Annotated in this window: 15 protein-coding genes; 3 read left to right on the top strand and 12 right to left on the bottom strand. The window is 67.2% G+C overall.

The genetic code is table 11. From position 1 onward, the window contains the following. Positions 1–83: 83 nt before the first annotated feature. Genes ACUDP5_RS20735 through ACUDP5_RS20720 form a run of 4 tightly spaced genes read right to left on the bottom strand, consistent with a single transcriptional unit; the run spans position 84 to position 6,400 of the window. On the bottom strand, positions 84–2,018 hold the full coding sequence (locus ACUDP5_RS20735) for a 3-hydroxyacyl-CoA dehydrogenase NAD-binding domain-containing protein (RefSeq protein WP_445657083.1): 1,935 nt from the start codon (positions 2,016–2,018) through the stop codon (positions 84–86). Next, positions 2,015–3,310 (bottom strand): acetyl-CoA C-acetyltransferase, encoded by a 1,296-nt coding sequence (locus tag ACUDP5_RS20730; protein ID WP_445657082.1) that lies wholly within the window; start codon positions 3,308–3,310, stop codon positions 2,015–2,017. Before ACUDP5_RS20730 ends, ACUDP5_RS20735 begins: the two co-directional genes overlap by 4 nt. Before the next feature lie 15 nt (positions 3,311–3,325). Next, positions 3,326–5,674: an acyl-CoA dehydrogenase gene (locus ACUDP5_RS20725; RefSeq protein WP_445657081.1), complete on the bottom strand. Its 2,349-nt coding sequence runs from the start codon at positions 5,672–5,674 to the stop codon at positions 3,326–3,328. 54 nt (positions 5,675–5,728) lie between these two features. Beyond that, positions 5,729–6,400: a TetR/AcrR family transcriptional regulator gene (locus ACUDP5_RS20720; RefSeq protein ID WP_263915376.1), complete on the bottom strand. Its 672-nt coding sequence runs from the start codon at positions 6,398–6,400 to the stop codon at positions 5,729–5,731. A 324-nt stretch (positions 6,401–6,724) separates the two neighbouring features. Between ACUDP5_RS20720 and ACUDP5_RS20715 the strand changes: the two genes are divergently transcribed. The 3 genes from ACUDP5_RS20715 (at position 6,725) to ACUDP5_RS20705 (ending at position 10,657) form a co-directional block, all read left to right on the top strand. Beyond that, positions 6,725–8,320 (top strand): glucosamine inositolphosphorylceramide transferase family protein, encoded by a 1,596-nt coding sequence (locus ACUDP5_RS20715; protein WP_263915375.1) that lies wholly within the window; start codon positions 6,725–6,727, stop codon positions 8,318–8,320. A gap of 564 nt (positions 8,321–8,884) precedes the next feature. After that, positions 8,885–9,634: a response regulator transcription factor gene (locus tag ACUDP5_RS20710; RefSeq protein ID WP_263915374.1), complete on the top strand. Its 750-nt coding sequence runs from the start codon at positions 8,885–8,887 to the stop codon at positions 9,632–9,634. A gap of 345 nt (positions 9,635–9,979) precedes the next feature. Continuing rightward, entirely contained in the window at positions 9,980–10,657 is a 678-nt protein-coding gene (locus ACUDP5_RS20705) for a response regulator transcription factor (protein ID WP_263915373.1), read from the top strand. Here ACUDP5_RS20705 and ACUDP5_RS20700 read toward each other — a convergent pair. Genes ACUDP5_RS20700 through ACUDP5_RS20665 form a run of 8 tightly spaced genes read right to left on the bottom strand, consistent with a single transcriptional unit; the run spans position 10,635 to position 19,015 of the window. Then, positions 10,635–11,885, bottom strand: coding sequence for a glycosyltransferase WbuB (locus ACUDP5_RS20700; RefSeq protein ID WP_445657080.1), 1,251 nt, complete (start codon positions 11,883–11,885; stop codon positions 10,635–10,637). The genes ACUDP5_RS20705 and ACUDP5_RS20700 overlap by 23 nt on opposite strands. Continuing rightward, positions 11,882–12,442, bottom strand: a complete 561-nt coding sequence (locus ACUDP5_RS20695; RefSeq protein ID WP_445657079.1) for a putative colanic acid biosynthesis acetyltransferase — start codon at positions 12,440–12,442, stop codon at positions 11,882–11,884. Before ACUDP5_RS20695 ends, ACUDP5_RS20700 begins: the two co-directional genes overlap by 4 nt. After that, positions 12,439–13,326: a glycosyltransferase family 2 protein gene (locus tag ACUDP5_RS20690; protein WP_445657078.1), complete on the bottom strand. Its 888-nt coding sequence runs from the start codon at positions 13,324–13,326 to the stop codon at positions 12,439–12,441. The genes ACUDP5_RS20695 and ACUDP5_RS20690 overlap by 4 nt, the downstream gene beginning before the upstream one ends. Before the next feature lie 13 nt (positions 13,327–13,339). Beyond that, positions 13,340–14,482 carry a glycosyltransferase gene (locus tag ACUDP5_RS20685; protein WP_263915369.1) on the bottom strand — a complete coding sequence of 381 codons (1,143 nt, stop codon included), beginning with the start codon at positions 14,480–14,482 and terminating at the stop codon, positions 13,340–13,342. Further along, the gene (locus ACUDP5_RS20680) at positions 14,475–15,767 is read right to left on the bottom strand and encodes an O-antigen ligase family protein (protein WP_445657077.1); all 1,293 of its coding nucleotides are present in this window, start codon (positions 15,765–15,767) and stop codon (positions 14,475–14,477) included. Before ACUDP5_RS20680 ends, ACUDP5_RS20685 begins: the two co-directional genes overlap by 8 nt. Positions 15,768–15,793: 26 nt before the next feature. Then, entirely contained in the window at positions 15,794–16,696 is a 903-nt protein-coding gene (locus tag ACUDP5_RS20675) for a glycosyltransferase (protein ID WP_263915367.1), read from the bottom strand. A gap of 20 nt (positions 16,697–16,716) precedes the next feature. Beyond that, positions 16,717–18,030, bottom strand: coding sequence for a lipopolysaccharide biosynthesis protein (locus tag ACUDP5_RS20670; RefSeq protein ID WP_263915366.1), 1,314 nt, complete (start codon positions 18,028–18,030; stop codon positions 16,717–16,719). 31 nt (positions 18,031–18,061) lie between these two features. Continuing rightward, on the bottom strand, positions 18,062–19,015 hold the full coding sequence (locus tag ACUDP5_RS20665; RefSeq protein ID WP_445657076.1) for a GDP-L-fucose synthase family protein: 954 nt from the start codon (positions 19,013–19,015) through the stop codon (positions 18,062–18,064). Between the last annotated feature and the right edge of the window lie 3 nt (positions 19,016–19,018).

The following is a 19,018-nucleotide window of genomic DNA, read 5'->3' as shown; positions in this document are numbered from 1 at the left end:
TGTGTCTCTATGGCACTGCCGGTCTCGTGTCCCGGTCTATTCGGCTCAGGGGTAAAGGGTCCTATGGCCGGTTGTCTGCTGTGCTACGTACTGCGACTGCTCTGGTAATGCAGGGGTCCGCCCGTGAACGGTGCGAACCCGGTCCCAAAAATCACGCCCGCGTCGGCCAGGTCGGCGTCGGCCACCACGCCGGAATCGACCCGTTCGCGGGTGGCATCGATCAACGGCTGGATCAGGCGCTCGGCCAGGCCGGCCGGTGCGCCGGCGGCGTCTGTCTTGTCCTTGACCGGCTTGCCATCGCGCCAGGCATAGAAGCCGCGGCCGCTTTTCTTGCCCAGGTCGCCGCGCGCCAGCCGCTCGGCCAGGCAGCGCGGCGGCTCGGCGCCGCCGGCCAGTTCCTGCCCGGCGGCGCGAGCGATGTCCAGGCCCACGGTGTCGGCCAGTTCCAGCGGCCCCATCGGCATGCCGAACGCCACCATGGCCGCATCGACCGTGGCGGGCGACAGGCCTTCGTCTACGCTGCGCATGGCTTGCAGCATGTAGGGCGCCAGCACCGCGTTGACCAGGAAGCCGGGCGCGCTCTTGACGGGCAGGGCCAGCTTGCCGATCTGGCCGACGAAGGCGCAGGCGCGGGCCAGCGTGGCGTCGGCGATGCCGTCGGCGTGCACCACTTCGACCAGCGGCATCTTGGCCACGGGGTTGAAGAAGTGGATGCCCACCAGGCGCTCGGGGTGGGTGAGGCCGGTGCGCAGCGTTTCGAGCGACAGGCTGGACGTATTGGTGGCCAGCAGGGCGTCGGCCTTCATGCGCGGCTCCAGCGTCTGGTAGAGGCCGCGCTTGGCCTCGGGCTGTTCGCTGATGGCCTCGATGACCAGGTCGGCCAGCGGCACGCCGCCGCCGGCAGGGTCGGGCACCAGCCGGTCGAAGGCGGCGCGGGCCGCGCGCGGGTCTTTCAGGCGGCGCGAGAACAGCGTGGCGGCGCGCTTGATGGCGGGGGCGATGCGGGCCAGGTCCTGGTCCTGCAAGGTGACGGTCATGCCTTTGAAGGCGCACCAGGCGGCGATGTCGCCGCCCATCACGCCCGCGCCCACCACGTGCACGTGGCGGATGGGCGCCGCGCCCGCCTGGCGGCCATTGGCCTTCAGGCGTTCCTGCAGGCGGAAGACGCGCAGCAGGTTGCGCGCGGTGTCGGACGCGATGATGCCGTCGATGAGTTGCGGCGCCTGCAAGGCGTTGCCGCCATGTTTTTCCCAGATGTCGACGATGGCCGGTGCGGCCGGGTAGTGCACCTGCGGGTCCTTGGCGGCGATCTGCTTGCGGGCGCGGTTGGCGGCCACGGCCTTGAGCGGCCAACGGTTCAGCCAGGCGCCCAGGCCGCGCGCGCGGCGCGGCGGCTTGCCCGACAGCACGGTGGCGCGCGCTGCGGCCAGCAGCAGGCGCGGCGGCACGCGGGCGTCGACCAGGCCCAGCGATGCGGCACGGCGCGCGTCGGCGCCGCGGCCGGTCAGCATCATGTCCAGCGCGGCGGGCGCGCCGATGACGTCGGCCAGGCGCAGCATGCCGCCCCAGCCGGGGAAGATGCCCAGCATCACTTCGGGCAGCGCCAGCGAGGCGCCGGGCGCGTCCTCGACCAGCCGATAGCGGCAGGCCAGCGCCAGTTCCAGGCCGCCGCCCAGGCAGTGGCCCTGGATCAGGGCCAGCGTCGGGTAGCGCACGGCGGCCAGGCGGTTGAACAGGTTCCAGCCGCGCGCCACCAGCGCACGGCCCTGTTCCGGCGTGGTGAGCTCAGCGAATTCATTGACGTCGGCGCCCACGATGAAGCCCGACGACTTGCCCGAGCGAATGATCAGGCCCTTGGGCGGCTGGGCGTCCAGCGCGTCCAGCACCGTGGCCAGCTCGGCCATGGTGTCGGCCGACAGGGCATTGACCGCGCTGCCGGCGCGGTCGAAGATCAGCCACGCCAGGCCGTCGGCGTCGCGCTCCAGGCGCCAATGCGAAAGCGATTCCAGAGCGGTCATTGGCGGTCCTTGTTCAGTGTTTCGACCAGCATCGCTCCGCCCATGCCGCCGCCGATGCAGATCGCGGCCATGCCGCGTTTGGCGCCGCGCTGCTTGAGCGCGTCCAGCAGGTGCAGCACGATGCGGGCGCCTGACGCGCCCACCGGATGGCCGATGGCGATGGCGCCGCCGTCCACGTTCAGGCGGGCAGGGTCCAGCGCGCCCCACGCGGGGGTGTCGAAGTGTTCCTGGCAGTAGGCGTCGTCTTGCCAGGCCGCCAGGCAGCCTAGCACCTGGGCGGCGAAGGCCTCGTTGATTTCCCACAAGTCCAGGTCATTCAGGCCCAGCCCGTGGCGTTGCAGGATGGGCGTGGCCGCGTGCACCGGGCCCAGTCCCATCTGCGCGGGGTCCAGGCCGGCCCACTGGCTGTCCAGGATGCGGCCCAGCGGTTGCAGGTTCCAGCGCTGCACGGCATCTTCGGATGCCAGCACCAGCATCGCGGCGCCGTCGGTGACCTGCGAGCTGTTGCCGGCGGTGATGTTGCCCCAGGGCTTGTCGAATACGGGCTTGAGCTTGGCGAGCTTTTCGGGCGTGGAGTCTTCGCGCACGCCGTCGTCGTCGGGGTAGGGCTTGCCTTGCGCGTCGATCAGCGGCGCGATTTCGGCGAAGGCGCCATGGGCGCGACCGGCCAGCGCGCGCGCATGGCTTTGCGCCGAATAGGCATCCATGGCCTGGCGGCTGATGCCGAAGCGGGTGGCGACATTCTCGGCAGTCTGGCCCATGGACAGGCCCACCACCGGGTCCGTCAGGCCCTTGAGCAGGCCGATCACCGGCGCCAGGTCGCGCAGGCGCAGGCGGCGCAGCGCGGCCAGCTTGGCGCCCATGCCACGCGCCGCATACCAGCCCGCCAGCCAGCGCACCATGTTGTCGGAAAACAGCAGCGGCGCGCGCGACAGGGCGTCGACGCCGCCGGCCAGCACCAGCTGCGAGCGGCCGGTCTGGATGTTGGCGATGGCCGAATCCAGCGCCTGCATGCCCGAAGCGCAGTTGCGCATCACGGTCCAGCCGGGCACTTTGTCGCCGCAGCCCAGCCGCAGCGCGATGACGCGGCCGATGTTGATTTCGTCGGGCGAAGGCGCGGCGCAGCCCACGATGACCTCGTCCAGGTCCGTGGGCGCGTAGGGTTGGCGCAGCAGCAGGCTGCGGCCGGCCTGCACGGCCAGGTCGCCGGCCGAAAACGGGCCGGGGCCCGTGCGCGCCTTCAGGAAGGGCGTGCGGGCGCCGTCGACCACGTATACCGGTTTGAATGCCATCCGATCCCCCCTGGCTCAGGCCGCTTTGCGTTCGGCGGCCGGCTTGACCGCACCCGTGATGCCGAAGTCAAAGGGGAAATCATCCACTTTCACCACGGTATCGCGCAAGGTGTTCCGGCGTTTGACGACCGCATATTCTTCGGCGGTGATGCCACCGGCGGCAAACGCGGCGTCGGCCAGGTCGCGCACATTGGCCTGCGGATTGCCTGCCAGCGCGCCGCTTTTCTCGAATTCGCGGATCTTCGATTCAATGGGCTCGGCGTCCAGCGTGGCGGCCAGCGCCAGTTCGATCGCGCCGACCGGCTCGTCGGCGGTGGCGGGCAGGTGGCAGCCGGCGGTCAGGCGGTCGCGGGCGGCGCCCGGGTTGATGAGCAGCCGCGCCACGTCCTGGCCCAGTTGGTCGGACGGCAGCGATTGTGCATGCCCCCACGGGAAGACGATGCGGCGCAGGCTCCAGGCCACCAGGCGGTTCGGGTAGTTTTCGAGCACGCCTTCAAAGGCTTCCTGCAACCGGAACAGCGCGTCCTGGATCGACCAATGGGCCAGCGGCGCGTCGGCGGCCTGGCGGCCTTCGTCTTCGAAACGCTTGAGCGTGGCGCTGACCAGGTACATCTGCGACAGGATGTCGCCCAGGCGCGCCGACAGGCGTTCGCGGCGCTTCAGGCTGCCGCCCAGCACCAGCATCGAGGTGTCGGCCAGTAGCGCGAAGGCGGCGGAATACCGGCTGAGCAACTGGTAGTAGCGCTTCATCTCGGGCGCCACGTCGGCATTGATGCCGATCCAGCGGCCGCCGGTGAGCGAGGTACCCAGCGCGCGCAGCTTATTGCGCACGACGAAGCCGACATGGCCCCAGAAGGCGCGGTCGAAATCCTGCAGGCCCTGCTTGCGGTCGGGCGATTGGGCCGCCTGCATCTCGGCCAGCACGTAGGGATGGCAGCGGATCGCGCCCTGGCCGAAGATGATCAGGCTGCGCGTCAGGATGTTGGCGCCTTCGACGGTGATGCCGATGGGAATCTGCTGGTAGGCGCGGCCCAGGAAGTTGGACGGGCCCAGGCAGATGCCCTTGCCGCCGATCACATCCATGCCGTCGTTGACGACCTGGCGCGCGCGTTCGGTGACGTGGTATTTGACGATGGCCGACACCACCGAGGGCTTTTCGCCCAGGTCCACCGCGCCGGCTGTCATGCTGCGGGCGGCGTCCATCATGTAGGTGTGGCCGCCGATGCGGGCCAGCGCTTCTTCCACGCCTTCGAACTTGCCGACCGGGGTGCGGAACTGGCTGCGCACGCGGGCATAGGCGCCCACGGCGCGCGCCGTCAGCTTGGACATGCCGGTGTTGGACGACGGCAGCGAGATCGAGCGGCCGGCGGCCAGGCATTCCATCAGCATGCGCCAGCCCTGGCCCGCCATGGCCGGGCCGCCGATGATGAAGTCCAGCGGCATGAACACGTCCTGGCCACGGGTGGGGCCGTTCATGAACATCGCGTTCAGCGGGAAGTGGCGCCGGCCGGTGTCCACGCCGGGGTGGTCGTGCGGCACCAGCGCGCAGGTGATGCCCAGGTCTTTCTTGCTGCCCAGCAGGCCGTCCGGGTCGTACAGGCGGAACGCCAGGCCCAGCAGCGTGCAGACCGGCGCCAGCGTGATGTAGCGCTTGTCCCAGCTGACCCGCATGCCGATGACTTCGCGGCCCTGCCATTCGCCCTTGCAGACGATGCCGCTGTCGGGGATGGCGGCGGCATCGGATCCGGCCCAGGGGCTGGTCAGGGCAAAGGCGGGGACCTCTTCGCCGCGAGCCAGGCGCGGCAGGTAGTGGTTCTTCTGTTCGTCGGTGCCGTAGTGCAGCAGCAGCTCGGCCGGGCCCAGCGAGTTGGGCACCATGACGGACACGGCCAGCGCTGACGAACGCGTCGACAGCTTGGTGACGATTTCGGAATGGGCGTAGGCCGAGAACGCCAGGCCGCCGTATTCCTTGGGGATGATCATGCCCAGGAAGCCGTTGCGCTTCAGGTAGGTCCAGACGTCGGCGGGCAGGTCGAATTGTTCTTGCGTGACGCGCCAGTCGTTGACCATGCGGCAGGCCTCTTCGGCCTGGTTGTCCAGGAAGCTTTGTTCTTCGGCCGTCAGGCGCGGGCGCGGATAGGCCAGCAGGCGGCTCCAGTCGGGGCGGCCGCGGAACAGTTCGCCTTCCCACCAGACCGTGCCGGCTTCCAGCGCATCGCGCTCGGTGTCCGACATCTGCGGCAGCACCTTGCGGTAGAGATTGAAGATGGGGGCCGACAGCAAGGCCCGCCTGATCGGGCGCACGCCCAGCAGGACGGCAACCAGGAGCGCGATGACGACCAGCGCGATGAGGACTGCGTTCATTTCCTTGTCTCCTTTCTCTATGTTCTTGTGGGCCTGCCGCGTGCGTCGTTCGGTCTAGGTGGCGCAGTGCGGTGGCAACGGCGCGCGCAATCCGCCGAGCAGAAAGCTCATCAGGCGGGGCAGCAGCAGGCCGGGGTTGTCGGGTTGCTCGGCTTCGTCCAGCGTCCAGCCCGTCACCGACCGCAGCAGGTCGGTGCCGATGATGGCGTAGGAGGTTGCGCCCAGCATGAATTGAAAGCGCCACACGATCTCGGCGCGCGGCACGTCGGGCAAGGCGGCGAACAGCGCATTGCGGTAGCGCTCGAGCACATCGGCGTATTCCTCGGCAAAGAGCGCACGGATGAAGTCGGACGGGTCCGTCATGGTGCGTTCGAGCAGCGGCAGGAAGGTACTGCCGGCCTGGCCGGGGTCGGCAGCCAGGCGCAGCAGGGTGCCGAAAAAGGCATCGACGATCTGCGAGGGCTTGAGCGGCTTGCCGCCGGCCTGGGCTTCGAGCTCGTCGAGCAGGCGCAGGCGTTCGCGGTTGAGGATTTCAAGCCGCCGCTTGAGCACGGCCTGCACCAGCGATTCCTTGGAGCCGAAGTGGTAGTTCACGGACGCCAGGTTGACGCCCGCCGCACCGGTGATCTGGCGCATGGACGTGCCGTCATGGCCTTGCTGCGCGAACAGGGCTTCGGCGGTGTCCAGGATGGATTCACGAGTCGTGGAGGATCTGAGTTCTTGCATCGGGTTGAATTCAAACGTTCGTTTGAATGCAGTATGCGCGTCCCGGTGCAGGGATGCGATCCCGGCAATCCCGAATAGGGTTTACCCCTAACGCCCGGTGGGCATCATCCGAATGGCTTTCCGGGGTCCGCGCCTCATCCAGATGGCAGTGAGCCGTTTGTCCTCGGACGCCCGCCCTAGGATGAAAGCCGTCTGGAAGCCTTCGCCGAAACGCCTCAGTATCAGCGCGAGGACTTGAAAGCGTGGCACTGCGGATGCACCTGGCGAGCCCGATCGCCGTTCCGGTGCCGCGGGCCTCATCGCCCTGACACAGGAGCAGGAGATATGAAGACCTACAGAGTAGGGCTGTTGCTGGACGGGACGGACCAGCCCGGGTGGATCCACGACATGGCGGACTGGCTTGCGCGCAGCCAGGACTTCGAATTGGCGGCGCTGCTGGTCATGCAGAAGGCCGTTGTCGAGCCCAGACCCCGGCTGGGCGCGAAGGCGTTGTTCAGCACCTTGTCGCGCCTGGAGTCGCGCCTGTTGCCGGTGCGCCAGCGCCAGATGCTGAGCTGCCGCGACATGCGCGCCAGCGTGCCCGCATCGACCGCGGTGCTGACCCTGGCGCAAGGCACGGAGGGCAGCGACGACGGCGTAGCCGCATTGGGGCTGGACCTCGTGATCCTGTTGGGGGCCGTGCCGGCGGTGCGCACGCGCATGGTCGGCTGGGCCCGCCTGGGTCTGTGGCGGTTGAGCTATTCGGACATCGCTGTTTCCACCAGCCGCTACGCCGGCTTCTGGGAGGTCTACCAGCGCGAGGACCACACCACGGTGAAGCTGTGGCGGGTGGGGCTGGACGCAGATGCCGACACGCTGCTCGATCAGCGCAGCTTCAATACGGAAGTGTTCTGGCTGAAGAACCAGACGCGCGCATTCAGCCTGGGCAACTTCATGGTCTACGACGCGTTGCAGGCGCTGGCCCGCGCCCGGCCCGGCACCACGCCGCCCGGCATGCAGATCATGAGCGGCCAGCGCCGCGACGACCCGGCCGAGTGGGACAGCGCCGCCTATATCGCGCGCCAGGCCTGGTTAATGACGGATTTGATTGTGCGGCGCATCATGAAACGCAATGTGCGCTGGCGGATTGGTATGTTTCCCTCGGCCCGCCAACAGGCGGTGGTATCCGAGGCCATGGTATTGCAGCCGCCAAAAGGCCGCTTTTTCGCGGATCCTTTTGTATATACCAAGGACAAGAATCCCTATATATTTTTCGAGGACTACGATTTCACCTCCCGCAAGGGCACGATCTCCGTGGCAACCTTTGAGGACGGGGCTTTCCGCTTTCTGGGGACGGCCTTGAACCTGCCCTATCATTTATCCTTTCCGTACGTTTTTGAATATGATGGCGTGACCTACATGGTTCCTGAAACGTGCGGAAATCGCAGTATAGAATTATGGAAATGCACTGAATTCCCGTTGAAATGGGAATTGGATTTGACGCTGATGGATAATATTTCTGCCGTCGATACCATTATTTTCAAGCGCGGTGAATATTGGTGGCTATTAACCAATATCGATCGCACGGATGGCCAGAATCACTGTGATGAATTGTTCGCGTTCTTCGCCGATTCGCCGCGCACGACGCAGTGGACGCCGCACGCCAGCAACCCTATCGTGCGCAACCCGATGCGGGCCCGCAACGCCGGGATCGTTGTCTCGCCTGGGGGAGAGGTGATCCGCTGCGCGCAGTACCAAGGTTTTTGCCACTACGGCAAGGGCGTGTCGCTCAACCGCATCGAAGAGCTGTCGCCGTCGACCTACGTCGAAACGGACGGCGAAATCCACTACGCCAGCTTCCTGAAGAAGCGTCATGCTTCAATGCACCATTGGCACCATCAGGGGGGGCACACGGTATTTGACTTCGCCTATATGGAGTAAATGACCTGGCGTAATTGAAAATAAAAATGTTACCTATATTTCGATTGCCGCCGGCACGCCCGGGCTTGATGTGTCCGTGGAAACATATCGACAGACCTGTCGACGAATCTGGCCGATCCTGTCCGTCTGTGCGCCCGGCGCCAGCGGGCGGGGATCGCGCCTGTCAGCCGCCCGAATTCGCCCGCCCCGACATTCCTTTCATTCGGCCTCCCCGAGGGGGAGAGCGGTTTGCGCCCTGCGCATTCGTGGGGGAAACCCTAGCGTATGAAAGGATGATGGGGGCCTCTCATCCTGATTTACGAGGATGATTAAGGCTAACGAATGATTTCTGTTTTTGTCGGATTATATCGAGTCGAAGCGTCTTGATTTTGCCCATTTCGAACCATAAGATGGGTTCATGCCATCCGTTATGTTGGCTACGAAAGTCTCCCAGCCCAAACGACCCGGTACAGCTTCATTAGATATTCCGGGATACGCGGACCACCCCCGCGGGGCTGGAAAAAAAACAAGTCTTCAGCACAGCGAAGATCCCTTCTAGGCCTGTTGAACAACCGGGAGGACACCATGGCCAAGATGGTCCTGATTGAAGCTCATCCGCTCTTGCGGCTGGGGTTGTGGCAGATTCTGAGCAAGTTGGACGATGTGTGGGAAATCGAAGGGATGGGGCTGGCGGACGTTTCCAAGGCGGACGGCGCGCATGCGGGCGCCGACCTCTTGATCTACGGCCTGCCGGTAGACAACGAAGAAGCGTGGACGACGTTGCACGAGATCCAGCGGGTACTCAACCCGAAGCGGATCCTGCTGTTGACGGATGTCATGCCGCTGCCGATGCCGGTGCAGGGCTTGCCGGGCGCCAGTGTCTACGGATGCCTGATGAAAACGGCTTCGGTCGAGATACTGGAGGCGGCCATCCGCCTGGTCATGGCGGGCGGGCAGTGTTTTCCGAGCGAACAGGCGTTGCAGTCGCCGGCCCAGGTGGCCTGCGCATTGCCGACGCGTGATCTTGACGATGGCGCAGGCAAGAGTTCCATGCCGATGAGCGCCGGGGCGCAGTTGTTGCAGATCACGCCGCGCCAATACGAGGTGCTGGTGCTGCTGGCCAGGGGCTATCCGATCAAGACGGTCAGCCGGATGCTCAATATCTCGGTTGCCACGGCCAAGACGCATGCCTGCACGCTGTATCAGCGCCTGCACGTCAAGAACAAGGGCGAAGCGGTCTACGCGGCCCTGCAGCGCGGCGCCACGTTGGAATGGCATGAACCCAACGGCCGCGAGGCGGATGGCGGGCAGCTTTACGGACGCAAGCTCGGATAGCGGTCTGCGACGGCCCGGCAGCCGGGCGCGCGCTATCCTGTGGTTGCGGCGCCACCCGGCCATCCCGCCTAGGGCATCCAACGCAGCATCGGCGGTCGCCGTGCCGCGGCCTTCCTCCTCCAATCATCCTCCTGCACGAGATTCAGCGAACGTAGCCGCTGATAGCATGGGTTGTGTCCTCAAGCATGGGTTGAGATGGCGAATCACAATTACTCGCCAGCGCGATGCCGTGCAGTGGACGAGATTCCCGTGAGTCAGGCAACGCACTAGAACCCCGTTGCAGCGTGCCGCAGCCTTGGCCATGGGAACCGTGTCTGGGCCCCGCGTCACAAGGTTCTTCCCGGGATGACAACCGTTCTAATCGAAGACTACGCGCTGCTTCGTGTCGCCATCCAGCATGTGCTGGAGCGTGTCCGGAACGCCGAGGATATTCTGGCGATCTCGCCAGCCCATCTTTTGAACATGCCCAGTTCAATCAACCGACCGGTGGAACTGCTGGTGATCGGCTGTAGCGGCGTGGCCGAGCCCGATATCGGATTGCTGTCGCAGGCCATGGCGCTGTTCATGCCTCGGCTGGTGCTGGTGTTGTATTCGGTACTGGACCAGAGTGTGATGTCGGCCTGCGCCCGCGCCGGCGTGGCGGGTTATCTGCCCAAGGCGTCCAGCCCGGACGCGCTGGCCGCCGCGGTGAGCCTGGTGCTGGCAGGGGGCGAGTGCTACCCGCAGCCCACCGGACGGCCGCTGGCCGCGTCCAATACGCCCTTGCAGGAGCTGCGCGAACTGACGCAGCGCCAGGAGGAAATACTGCAGTTGCTGGTGCAAGGCAAGACCATGCGCGAGATCGGGCAGCACGTGGGCATTTCCGTGGCGACCGTGAAAAGCCACGCCCGTACGCTGTACTGGAAGCTGAACGCGCGCAACCAGGCCGAGGCGGCCTATATCGCGGTACAGATGGGGTTGGTGCGCGGCAGCGGCGCGCCGTCGCTGCCGCCGGCGGGCGTCAAGGCCGGCGACGAGGAATGAGGCGGGCCGGGCCGTCGATCACGTCGGCGAACGCCCGTTCCGCTGCCGCCAGCACCGCATCGATATGCAGATGGTCCAGCGCATGGCGGCGCGCGGCGGCGCCCAGCGTTTCGCGGATCTGCGCGTTGCTGGCCAGCTTGCGCACGGCCTCGGCCATGGCGGCGGCGTCTTCGGGCGGCGTCACCAGGCCACAGCGGGCCACCACGCCCGCCAGCTCGGTGCCGCGCGCCGCGCCGCACACGACCGGCCGGCCGCTGGCCAGCATGCCCGTCAACTTCGACGGCATGACCAGGTCGGCCGCGCCGGCGCGTTGCGGCAGCAGGTGGATGTCGGCCGTGTTCAGCAGCGCGCCCAGCCTGTCGGCCGGCTGCAGGTCCAGAAAGCGCACGCGCGCCAGGCCCCCGCAGTCGGCTTGCAGCGGCGCCTTCTCGGGCCCCTGGCCGCAGAAGACGAACCAGAGATTCTCCTGGGGCTCAAGCAGCCGGGCGACCTGCGCCAAGGTGCCCAGGCCCTGCTTGCCGCCCATGTTGCCGGAGTACAGCGCCACCACGGCGTCTGCGGGAATGCCCAGCTCGGCGCGCAGGTTGTTGGCAGGGTCTGGGGTGATGGCATGGACGTCGATCCAGTTGGGCAGCAGCACCACGCGATCGGGGTCCACGCCCTTGTTCAGCGCCAGGTCCAGCATGCGGCCCGAGATCGTCGACACGCGGTCGAAGCGCCGCATCAGCCAGCGTTCGGCGCGCAGCACCGCCGCGCGCAGCCCGGCGCCCTTGAGCAGGCCCAGGTCGAACGCCGCATCCACTTCGTAGTCCTGGATGTGCAGCCACGCCTTGGCGCCGCACAGCCGCGCCGCCAGCCAGGCCGCGGGCGCGCAGAACAAGGCCGGCTCGACCACCATGATCAGGTCCGGGCGGCCGGCCGCCGCGCGCAGCAGCGAGGGCAGGCTGGCCAGCGCGAAGCTGGCCAGGTGCAGCAGGCGCTTGGCGCCGCCGGGCCGCTTGGGCACCCACAGCGGCGCGCGCCGCACCGTGACGCCCGCGCGAGTTTCCTTGCGGTAGCGGCCGGCATGGTAGCCGTCGTGCACCTGCCATTGGGGGTAGTAGGGCGGCGCGGTGACCACGCTGACCTCATGCCCGCGGGCGGCCAGCCATTCGGCCAGTTCGGCGCTGTATTTGCCGATGCCGGTCAGTTCCGGCGCGTAGTTGATGCCGTACAGAAGGATCTTCATGCCGGCGGCGCCACGCGAGGCCTGACGGGCCGGCAGGGGTTGCCGTGGCACACCATGGCCGGCGGCAGGCTGCGAAACACCGAACTGCGCGCGCCCACCACGGCCTCGCGGCCGACGGTGACGCCGGGGCCGACGAACACATCGGTGGCGACCCAGGCGCCGTCTTCGATGCGCACGGCGCGCTCGCGCAGCGGAAAGTCGGGCTGCGCCGCGTCGTGGTCGGCGGCGCACAGGTAGCTGCGTTGCGACACCACGGCATGCGCGCCGATATGCACCGGGCCCAGGCTGTAGATCACCGCGTCGTCGCCGATCCAGGCGTAGTCGCCGATGTCCACCTTCCAGGGGTAGGTCACCGTGGCGCTCGGGCGGATCAGCACCTTCCTGCCCACCCGCGCCCCAAAGCGGCGCAGCAGCCAGCGGCGAAAGCCATACGCCACCTGCGGCGACCAGCGAAACAGCGACCCCTGCACCAGCCACCACAGCTGCACGGTCAGCGCCGAGCGGCCGCGCTGGCCGGGCGCGAGCGCGAACTGGTCCAGCCGTTGCAGCGCGCTCATTTGGCGGCTCCCGGCACGGCATCGCCCTGTTCTTCTGCGGCATCGGCCAGGCGGGCCTTGCGGATCTCTTCGGTCTTGATGCGGATCTGCCAGTAGTACATGGCGCGTGCCACGGCGTAGTCAAAGCCCGCGCGCCCATCCAGGAAGCCCAGCCGCAGCACGTAGGAATGCAGGAACGAAATGGGCGCCTTGAACGGCATGGCCTGGAAGACGCGCTTGAGCAACGCCCGCGCGCCGACGTTGGCTTCGCGCGGGTCGTTCATCAGGCCCTTGATGCGCAGGTTGGCTTCCCAGTCGGAATAGCGGTTGTGCTTGTCGAAGTAGTGGTAGAGCGAATCGTGGTCGTTGTGCACCATGCGGGCGCGCAGCGCGAAGGTCTCGCCTTGCACCTGCGGCTGGTAGTGGCCTTCGACCTCCCACATGTGGGCCACGTCCAGGTCGTCGTAGTCCAGGAAGCGCGACTGGTCGCGGGCCAGCAGCGCCAGCTTGTAGACGCGGTGGCCATGCAGCAGCTTCTTGCCGCAGAACACGTAGTCGAACGGCACGAAGGCGCCGCCGGCGCCTGCCGCAAAGCGGGGCAGGCAGGCGCGGATCTCGTCGGCCAGCGCCGGCGTCATTTCCTCGTCGGCGTCCACGTACAGCACCACGGGGTGCGTGAACGGCAGCTGTTCCAGGCACCACTGCTTTTTCTTGGGGTACTTGCCGTTCCATTGGAAATTGGACACCTTGGCGCCCAGCGCGGTGGCCATGGCGCAGGTGGCATCGGTGCTGTTGGAGTCCACCACGAAGACTTCATCGAAGTCGGCCAGCGCCTTCAGGCACTTGGCGATATTGCGTTCCTCGTTCTTCGTCATCACGACGACGGATACCGGTATCTTTGACATGGTGCTTTCCTGTTCAGGACGCGCGGCGCCGCAGCAGCGGCTGGAACAGCGCGATGACATCTTGGCAATGTCGTTCGAGTGAAAAGGCGTCGGCGCGCTCGGGGCCCTGGGCGGCCAGCCGTTCGCGCATCTCGCCGTCGTCGGCCAGGCGGCGCACCGCCGCGGCCAGGGCTGCCGCGTCGCCCACCGGCACCAGCAGGCCGTAGCGGCCCGAGTCCAGGATTTCGGCCGGCCCGTGCGGACAATCGGTGGAAATCACCGGCACGCCCAGGCACAGGGCCTCGACCAGTACGTTGCCGAAGCTTTCGCGCAGCGAGGTCAGGGCAAAGGCGCCCGCCCCGGCGATCATCGGGAAGGGGTTGTCGACGTGGCCCGCCAGCGTCACCGGGCTGCGCGACGCGTGCGCATCGATGCGCTTTTGCAGCGCCGCGTGCTCCGAGCCTTCGCCCAGGATGGTGAAGCGGATGCCCGGGTCGTCCAGCAACGCGGCGGCGTCGATCAGGGTGGCGTAGTCCTTGACCGCTTCCAGGCGCCCGACGGCAACCACGTGATACGGCTGCGTGACGTCGCCCGCCGCCGGTAGCGGCGCGGGCCAGGCCGAGCTCTGTTCGCGCACGTCTTCCAGGGGCACGCCGTTGTAGATGGTGCGAACCTTGCCGCGCAGCGGCGGGAACATGCTGACCAGGTCTTCCTTGACGCCGCGCGACACCCCGACCACGGCGTCGTGGCGGCGGTAGGTCTGGCTGACCAGCCAGCATTTCAGGCGCCGCATGCGCGAGGCGCCGTAGTGGATGGCCGGGCTGCTGTGTTCGAACGCGACGGTGGCGAACTGCCCCCGCAGCACCTTCTTGGCCAGCACCACCAGCATGTTGCACAAGAGGCCGTGCGAGCAGACCACGGCGGGCTTGTCGCGCCGGATCTGCGCCACCAGGCGGGCGAAGGCCAGCGGCAGCCGCAGCCGCAGCGCACTGGGCGATTCCAGCACCGGCAGGGCCCGCGTCACCCTGGGATTGGCGATCGGATATTCGCGGTTGCGCGAGCGCAGCAGGAACAGCGACGCCGGTACGCCGCGCTGCGGCAGGGCATCGGCGATGAAGGCCACGCATCTTCCGACCCCGCCATGCAGGTCGGGCGCGACGAACAGGACATCAGGCATGGGGCATGACTCGCGGGTGCGCCCGGCGATCGACGTCCGGGCGGGGGCTGGGGGCCGCGGCGGCGGGGCGGGGCACGGGCATGGCGCGGGCATTGCGCATCAACGACAGGCAATAGCACAGCAGGAAGCCGGTGAAGGCGGTCTTGGGCGCGTACGCCAGGCCGCCCGACAGCGAATCGACGAAGATGTACATCGGTGCGGTGGCCAGCAGGTAGCGCCGATGCAGCTCCAGGCCGGGATGCGCGTAGCGTCGGAACAGGGTCAGCAGCAGGATCAGCAGCGGCGGCAGCATGATCATGATGGTGCCGACGACGCCGAACTTCATCAGGTAGAAGGCCCAGGAATTGTGGGCGAAGGTGCTGAGCTCGAAGCCGTTCTCGCCCATGACCCAGCTGCGAAAGCCGGCGCCCTTGCCGAACACCGGGCTTTCGGCAAACGAGTCCATCTGGCCTTGCATTTCCTGGATGCGGGCGCCGTAGCTGGAGTCTTCGTCCAGCCGTTCGACGCTGAAGACCCGGTTGGTCAGCACGTCCAGGTAGCCGATGCTGGCGAACACCAGCAGCCCGGCCACCGCGGCGGGGGCGAAGATCATCACCACGCGGCGCCGGATGTCCGAGCCGCTGGCCAGCATCATCGCCAGCAGCACCGAGACCGCCAGCTGCAGGTACTGGCTGCGGTTCAGCGAGAACACCAGCGCCAGCAGCATGTACAGCGTCAGCATGTAGGCCTTGGGCCCGGACACGTTCAACGTCTTGCGAAAGTACAGCAGCGACACCACGCCGAACGGAATCGCCCAGACGCCCAGCCGCACGTTGCGCAGCGGATTGGCGACGTTGAAACCCTGCAACTGTTCCAGCAGCATCAGCGTGGCAACCGCCAGGCATGCCGCCACGATGTACTTCTGCAGGACGGCGTAGGCCTTGGGACTGTCGATGTCCTTGTAGCAAAGGAACGGCGTGCACAGGAAGTAGAAGACGATGCGCAGGTCGCGCGCGACGTCGCCGGTCTCGATGCCCGGATGGTGCAGCGATACCAGCAGCAGGTAGATCACCGACAGGGTCTGCAGGCCCAGCAGCATGCCCAGCGCGCCGCGCGGCAGGGCGTAGGCGCCGGGGTCTGCCAGCCGCAGCATCTTGACGAACAGGATCGCCACGAACAGCACGTCGAAGGGCGACAGCTTGAAGCTGCCCACGCCCAGGATGAAGCGGTCATCGTTCAGGGCCAGCGCGGTGAACGCGAACAGGCCCAGCAAATGCAAGGTGGAAAGGCGGCGGTGCGGTTGCATGGCGTCTCCATGGCGGGTGGCAGGCGTCAATGCGCGGCCCAGTCGTCGCGTCCCAACAGCTTGGTGGTCAGCTTCTCGAACAGGTAGGAAAGGTCGCCCTGGCGGGCGTGGGCCGCCACCTTGGAGGCGCGGCACGACAGCTCGAACAGCTTGCCCAGCCCCGGTTCCGTGCGGCGGATGCGGTCCACGATCTGCGAGCGTTCTTCCAGCAGCACGTCCTGCATCAGCGCGGTCTTGGTTTCGTCGTGCGTGGTGTAGACGCCCATCGCGTCGGGCACGATCAGGTTCTTGCCGTCCCGCAGCAGGCGGCTCCAGAGTTCCAGGTCCATGCAGTAGCGCATGCTTTCCTGCAACAGGCCGTGCTTGCGCAACAGGTCGCGGCGAAAGATCGCGGCCTGGTTGGGAATCGACGCCTTCACCACCGTCAGCGTGCCGCGGTTGACGGGGGTGTAGTGGATCTTGCGGAAGATGCGGTTGTTGGCGTCGGCCACGAACAGGTTGCCGCTGACGATCGGCGCGCGCCCCTTGGCGGCCGCCGCGCCCAGCTTGCGCAGCGCGCCGGGGTAGTACAGGTCATCGGAATTCTGCCAGCCGACGTAGTCGCCCGTGGCGCGTTCGAAGCCCTTGTTGATGGCGTGCGACTGGCCGCGGTCCGGGGCGCTTTCCCAATAGGTCAGGTAGCGCTCGTATTTGCGGATGATGTCCACGCTGCCGTCGGTGGAGCCGCCATCGATGATGATGTATTCCAGGCGCGGATAGCCCTGGTTCAGCACCGAGATGATGGTGCGTTCCAGGAAGCGGGCCTGGTTGAACGAGGGCGTCACGATGGTCACCTTGGGCAGCAGGCCCCCGGCGATCGGCGCGGGCGGACGCAACTCGCTGACGAAGTCGATGAGTTGACGCGAATACTCGTTGTGACGCTTGCGCATATAAGACCTCAACATGATGGCTACCGGGCCGCGGGCAATGCACCCGGGCAGTCTGGTCGGGATTGACGGATGGCGAGGGCCACGCCGGCCAGCGTGATCGCCGCGTAGGCCATGCGGCCCCAGGCCGCGGCATGTTCTCCGGCGGCCTGCACCAGGCCGGCCATGACGCACAGCATGGCCAGGCCGCCCAGGCCATTCAGAATGGCGACCGCGCGGGAATTGCCCAGCCCGAGCAGCGAGAAATGCGCGGCCGCGTTCAGTGACAGCAGGCCCGAGGCCACGATCAGCAGCCGGAAGGTGCCCAGGTGGCCGTGGGCCACGGCATCGCCCAGCAGCAGGTCGAGCAGCGGCTGGCTGACCGCCAGCACCGCCAGCGTGGCGCTGGCCGACAGCGCCAGGTTCCACAGCATCATGCGGCGGATTTCGGCCTCGGCCGCGCCGGGGTAGGGCGGGGATACCGACAGGCGGCTGACGCGCGGCATGGCCTTCTGGAAAATCGCCACTGATGCGGTGTGGATCATCTGGCCCACCTGAACGCCGACGGTATAGATCGCCAGCGCCGCCGGCCCCATCAGGCTGCCGACCAGCACCCGGTCAACCGAGCCGAAGGCCAGCGCGCTCAGGCTGTTCAGCCAGGACCAGCGCGAAAACCGGAATGCTTCGGCCATGGCGCCGCGGTCGCGCACGGGTCGCACCAGCACGCGGCCATAGCGGCGGGCGAACACGCGCATCTTGACCGAGCCGGCCAGCAGCAGCCCCAGGGCCTGGGCCAGCCCGGTCCAGGTGGGCGAGGCGGTCAGCCAGGCCGTGGCGCAGGCCAGCGCCATGGTGCCGCTGCGGCTGACGACCTCGCACAGCGCCGTGGCCCGGAAGTCTTCGCGGCCCTTCAGGCAGCCGGACATCAATTGGTCGTACTGCTGCGTCAGGTAGATGGCCAGCGCCGGCATCGCCAGCAGCGTCACGGCGACGCCGCCGAAGGTGGCCGCCGGCCAGCCCAGGTCCACCGCCAGCCACAGCACCATGGCCACCAGCGTCACCACGCCCAGCGCGCAGCCGATCAACGACATGGCCACGCCGGCCGCGCGCAGCGCGCCGCCCGGTTCGTGCATGCGTTCGGACACCAGCTTGGTGGCGGTGACCGCCGCGCCCAGGTTGGCGGCGTTGCCGAAGCCGGCCAGCGCGATGATCATGGAATACTGGCCAAAGCCCACCGTGCCCAGCTGGCGAAACAGCAAGGGCAGCGCCACCAGCGCCGCGACCGGGCCGATGCCGTATTCCACCAGCCCCCAGAACGAGGCATTGCCGGCGATGTGCTTCCTGATGAATCGGACCATCGGATAGCCTGTTGTCGGTTGTTGATTGGCCCTAGGCCACGGGCAGCGGATGGCGTGCCTGCTCGCGCAGGAAATGGCCATAGGCCAGCGTCACGCCATGGTGCAGCGAAATCTCGGGTTTCCAGCCCAGCGCGCGCACGCGCGACGAATCGAGCAGCTTGCGCGGCGTGCCATCGGGCTTGCTGGTGTCGTACACCACGCTGCCCTGGAAGCCCACCACCTGCGCCACCACCCGGGCCAGTTCGGCAATGGACAGGTCCTGGCCGGCGCCGATGTTGTAGATGCCCTCGGCCGCCGGCGATTCCATCAGCATCAGGCAGGCCTGCGCCAGGTCGTCCACGTACAGGAACTCGCGCAGCGGCGTGCCGGTGCCCCACAGCGTCACGCTCTCCTGGCCGGCTTCGCGGCCTTCGTGGAACTTGCGGATCAGCGCGGGCAGCACGTGGCTGCTGTGCAGGTCGTAGTTGTCGTGCGGCCCGTACAGGTTGGTGGGCATGGCGCAGATGAAGCGGGCGCCATGCTCGCGCTGGTAGGCCTCGCACAGCTTCAGGCCGGCGATCTTGGCGATGGCGTAGGGCTCGTTGGTGGCTTCCAGCGGGCCGGTCAGCAGCGCATCTTCGCGGATCGGCTGCGGCGCCTCGCGCGGGTAGATGCACGACGACCCCAGGAACAGCAGCTTGCGCACCCCGGCCGCGTAGGCGGCCCGGATCACGTTGCACTGGATCATCAGGTTGCGGTACAGGAAGTCCACCGGATGATTCTGGTTGGCCAGGATGCCGCCGACCTTGGCCGCGGCCAGGTACACCACGTCCACCGGGGTGGTCGAGAAGAAGCGGTGCACCTGGTTCTGGTTTTCCAGATCCAGTTCGGTGTGGCTGCGCGTAATGACGTTGCGATAGCCGCGCCGCTGCAATTCGCGCACCAGCGCGGCGCCCACCATGCCGCGGTGGCCCGCCACGAACACGCGTTGATCCAGGTTCGTCATGGC

The sequence above is a fragment of the Achromobacter sp. NCFB-sbj8-Ac1-l genome, assembly GCF_052695805.1.
The sequence above is the reverse complement of the archived record's forward strand: the minus strand, read 5'-3'. Positions and strand labels throughout refer to the sequence as shown.

What these genes read in the sequence shown, in the direction of transcription:
- ACUDP5_RS20670 (WP_263915366.1), bottom strand. Translation starts at nt 18,030, where the DNA reads ATGGTCCGATTCATCAGGAAGCACATCGCCGGCAATGCCTCGTTCTGG.
- ACUDP5_RS20690 (WP_445657078.1), bottom strand. Translation starts at nt 13,326, where the DNA reads ATGTCAAAGATACCGGTATCCGTCGTCGTGATGACGAAGAACGAGGAA.
- ACUDP5_RS20735 (WP_445657083.1), bottom strand. Translation starts at nt 2,018, where the DNA reads ATGACCGCTCTGGAATCGCTTTCGCATTGGCGCCTGGAGCGCGACGCC.
- ACUDP5_RS20720 (WP_263915376.1), bottom strand. Translation starts at nt 6,400, where the DNA reads ATGCAAGAACTCAGATCCTCCACGACTCGTGAATCCATCCTGGACACC.
- ACUDP5_RS20700 (WP_445657080.1), bottom strand. Translation starts at nt 11,885, where the DNA reads ATGAAGATCCTTCTGTACGGCATCAACTACGCGCCGGAACTGACCGGC.
- ACUDP5_RS20665 (WP_445657076.1), bottom strand. Translation starts at nt 19,015, where the DNA reads ATGACGAACCTGGATCAACGCGTGTTCGTGGCGGGCCACCGCGGCATG.
- ACUDP5_RS20675 (WP_263915367.1), bottom strand. Translation starts at nt 16,696, where the DNA reads ATGCGCAAGCGTCACAACGAGTATTCGCGTCAACTCATCGACTTCGTC.
- ACUDP5_RS20695 (WP_445657079.1), bottom strand. Translation starts at nt 12,442, where the DNA reads ATGAGCGCGCTGCAACGGCTGGACCAGTTCGCGCTCGCGCCCGGCCAG.
- ACUDP5_RS20725 (WP_445657081.1), bottom strand. Translation starts at nt 5,674, where the DNA reads ATGAACGCAGTCCTCATCGCGCTGGTCGTCATCGCGCTCCTGGTTGCC.
- ACUDP5_RS20680 (WP_445657077.1), bottom strand. Translation starts at nt 15,767, where the DNA reads ATGCAACCGCACCGCCGCCTTTCCACCTTGCATTTGCTGGGCCTGTTC.
- ACUDP5_RS20715 (WP_263915375.1), top strand. Translation starts at nt 6,725, where the DNA reads ATGAAGACCTACAGAGTAGGGCTGTTGCTGGACGGGACGGACCAGCCC.
- ACUDP5_RS20685 (WP_263915369.1), bottom strand. Translation starts at nt 14,482, where the DNA reads ATGCCTGATGTCCTGTTCGTCGCGCCCGACCTGCATGGCGGGGTCGGA.
- ACUDP5_RS20710 (WP_263915374.1), top strand. Translation starts at nt 8,885, where the DNA reads ATGGCCAAGATGGTCCTGATTGAAGCTCATCCGCTCTTGCGGCTGGGG.
- ACUDP5_RS20730 (WP_445657082.1), bottom strand. Translation starts at nt 3,310, where the DNA reads ATGGCATTCAAACCGGTATACGTGGTCGACGGCGCCCGCACGCCCTTC.
- ACUDP5_RS20705 (WP_263915373.1), top strand. Translation starts at nt 9,980, where the DNA reads ATGACAACCGTTCTAATCGAAGACTACGCGCTGCTTCGTGTCGCCATC.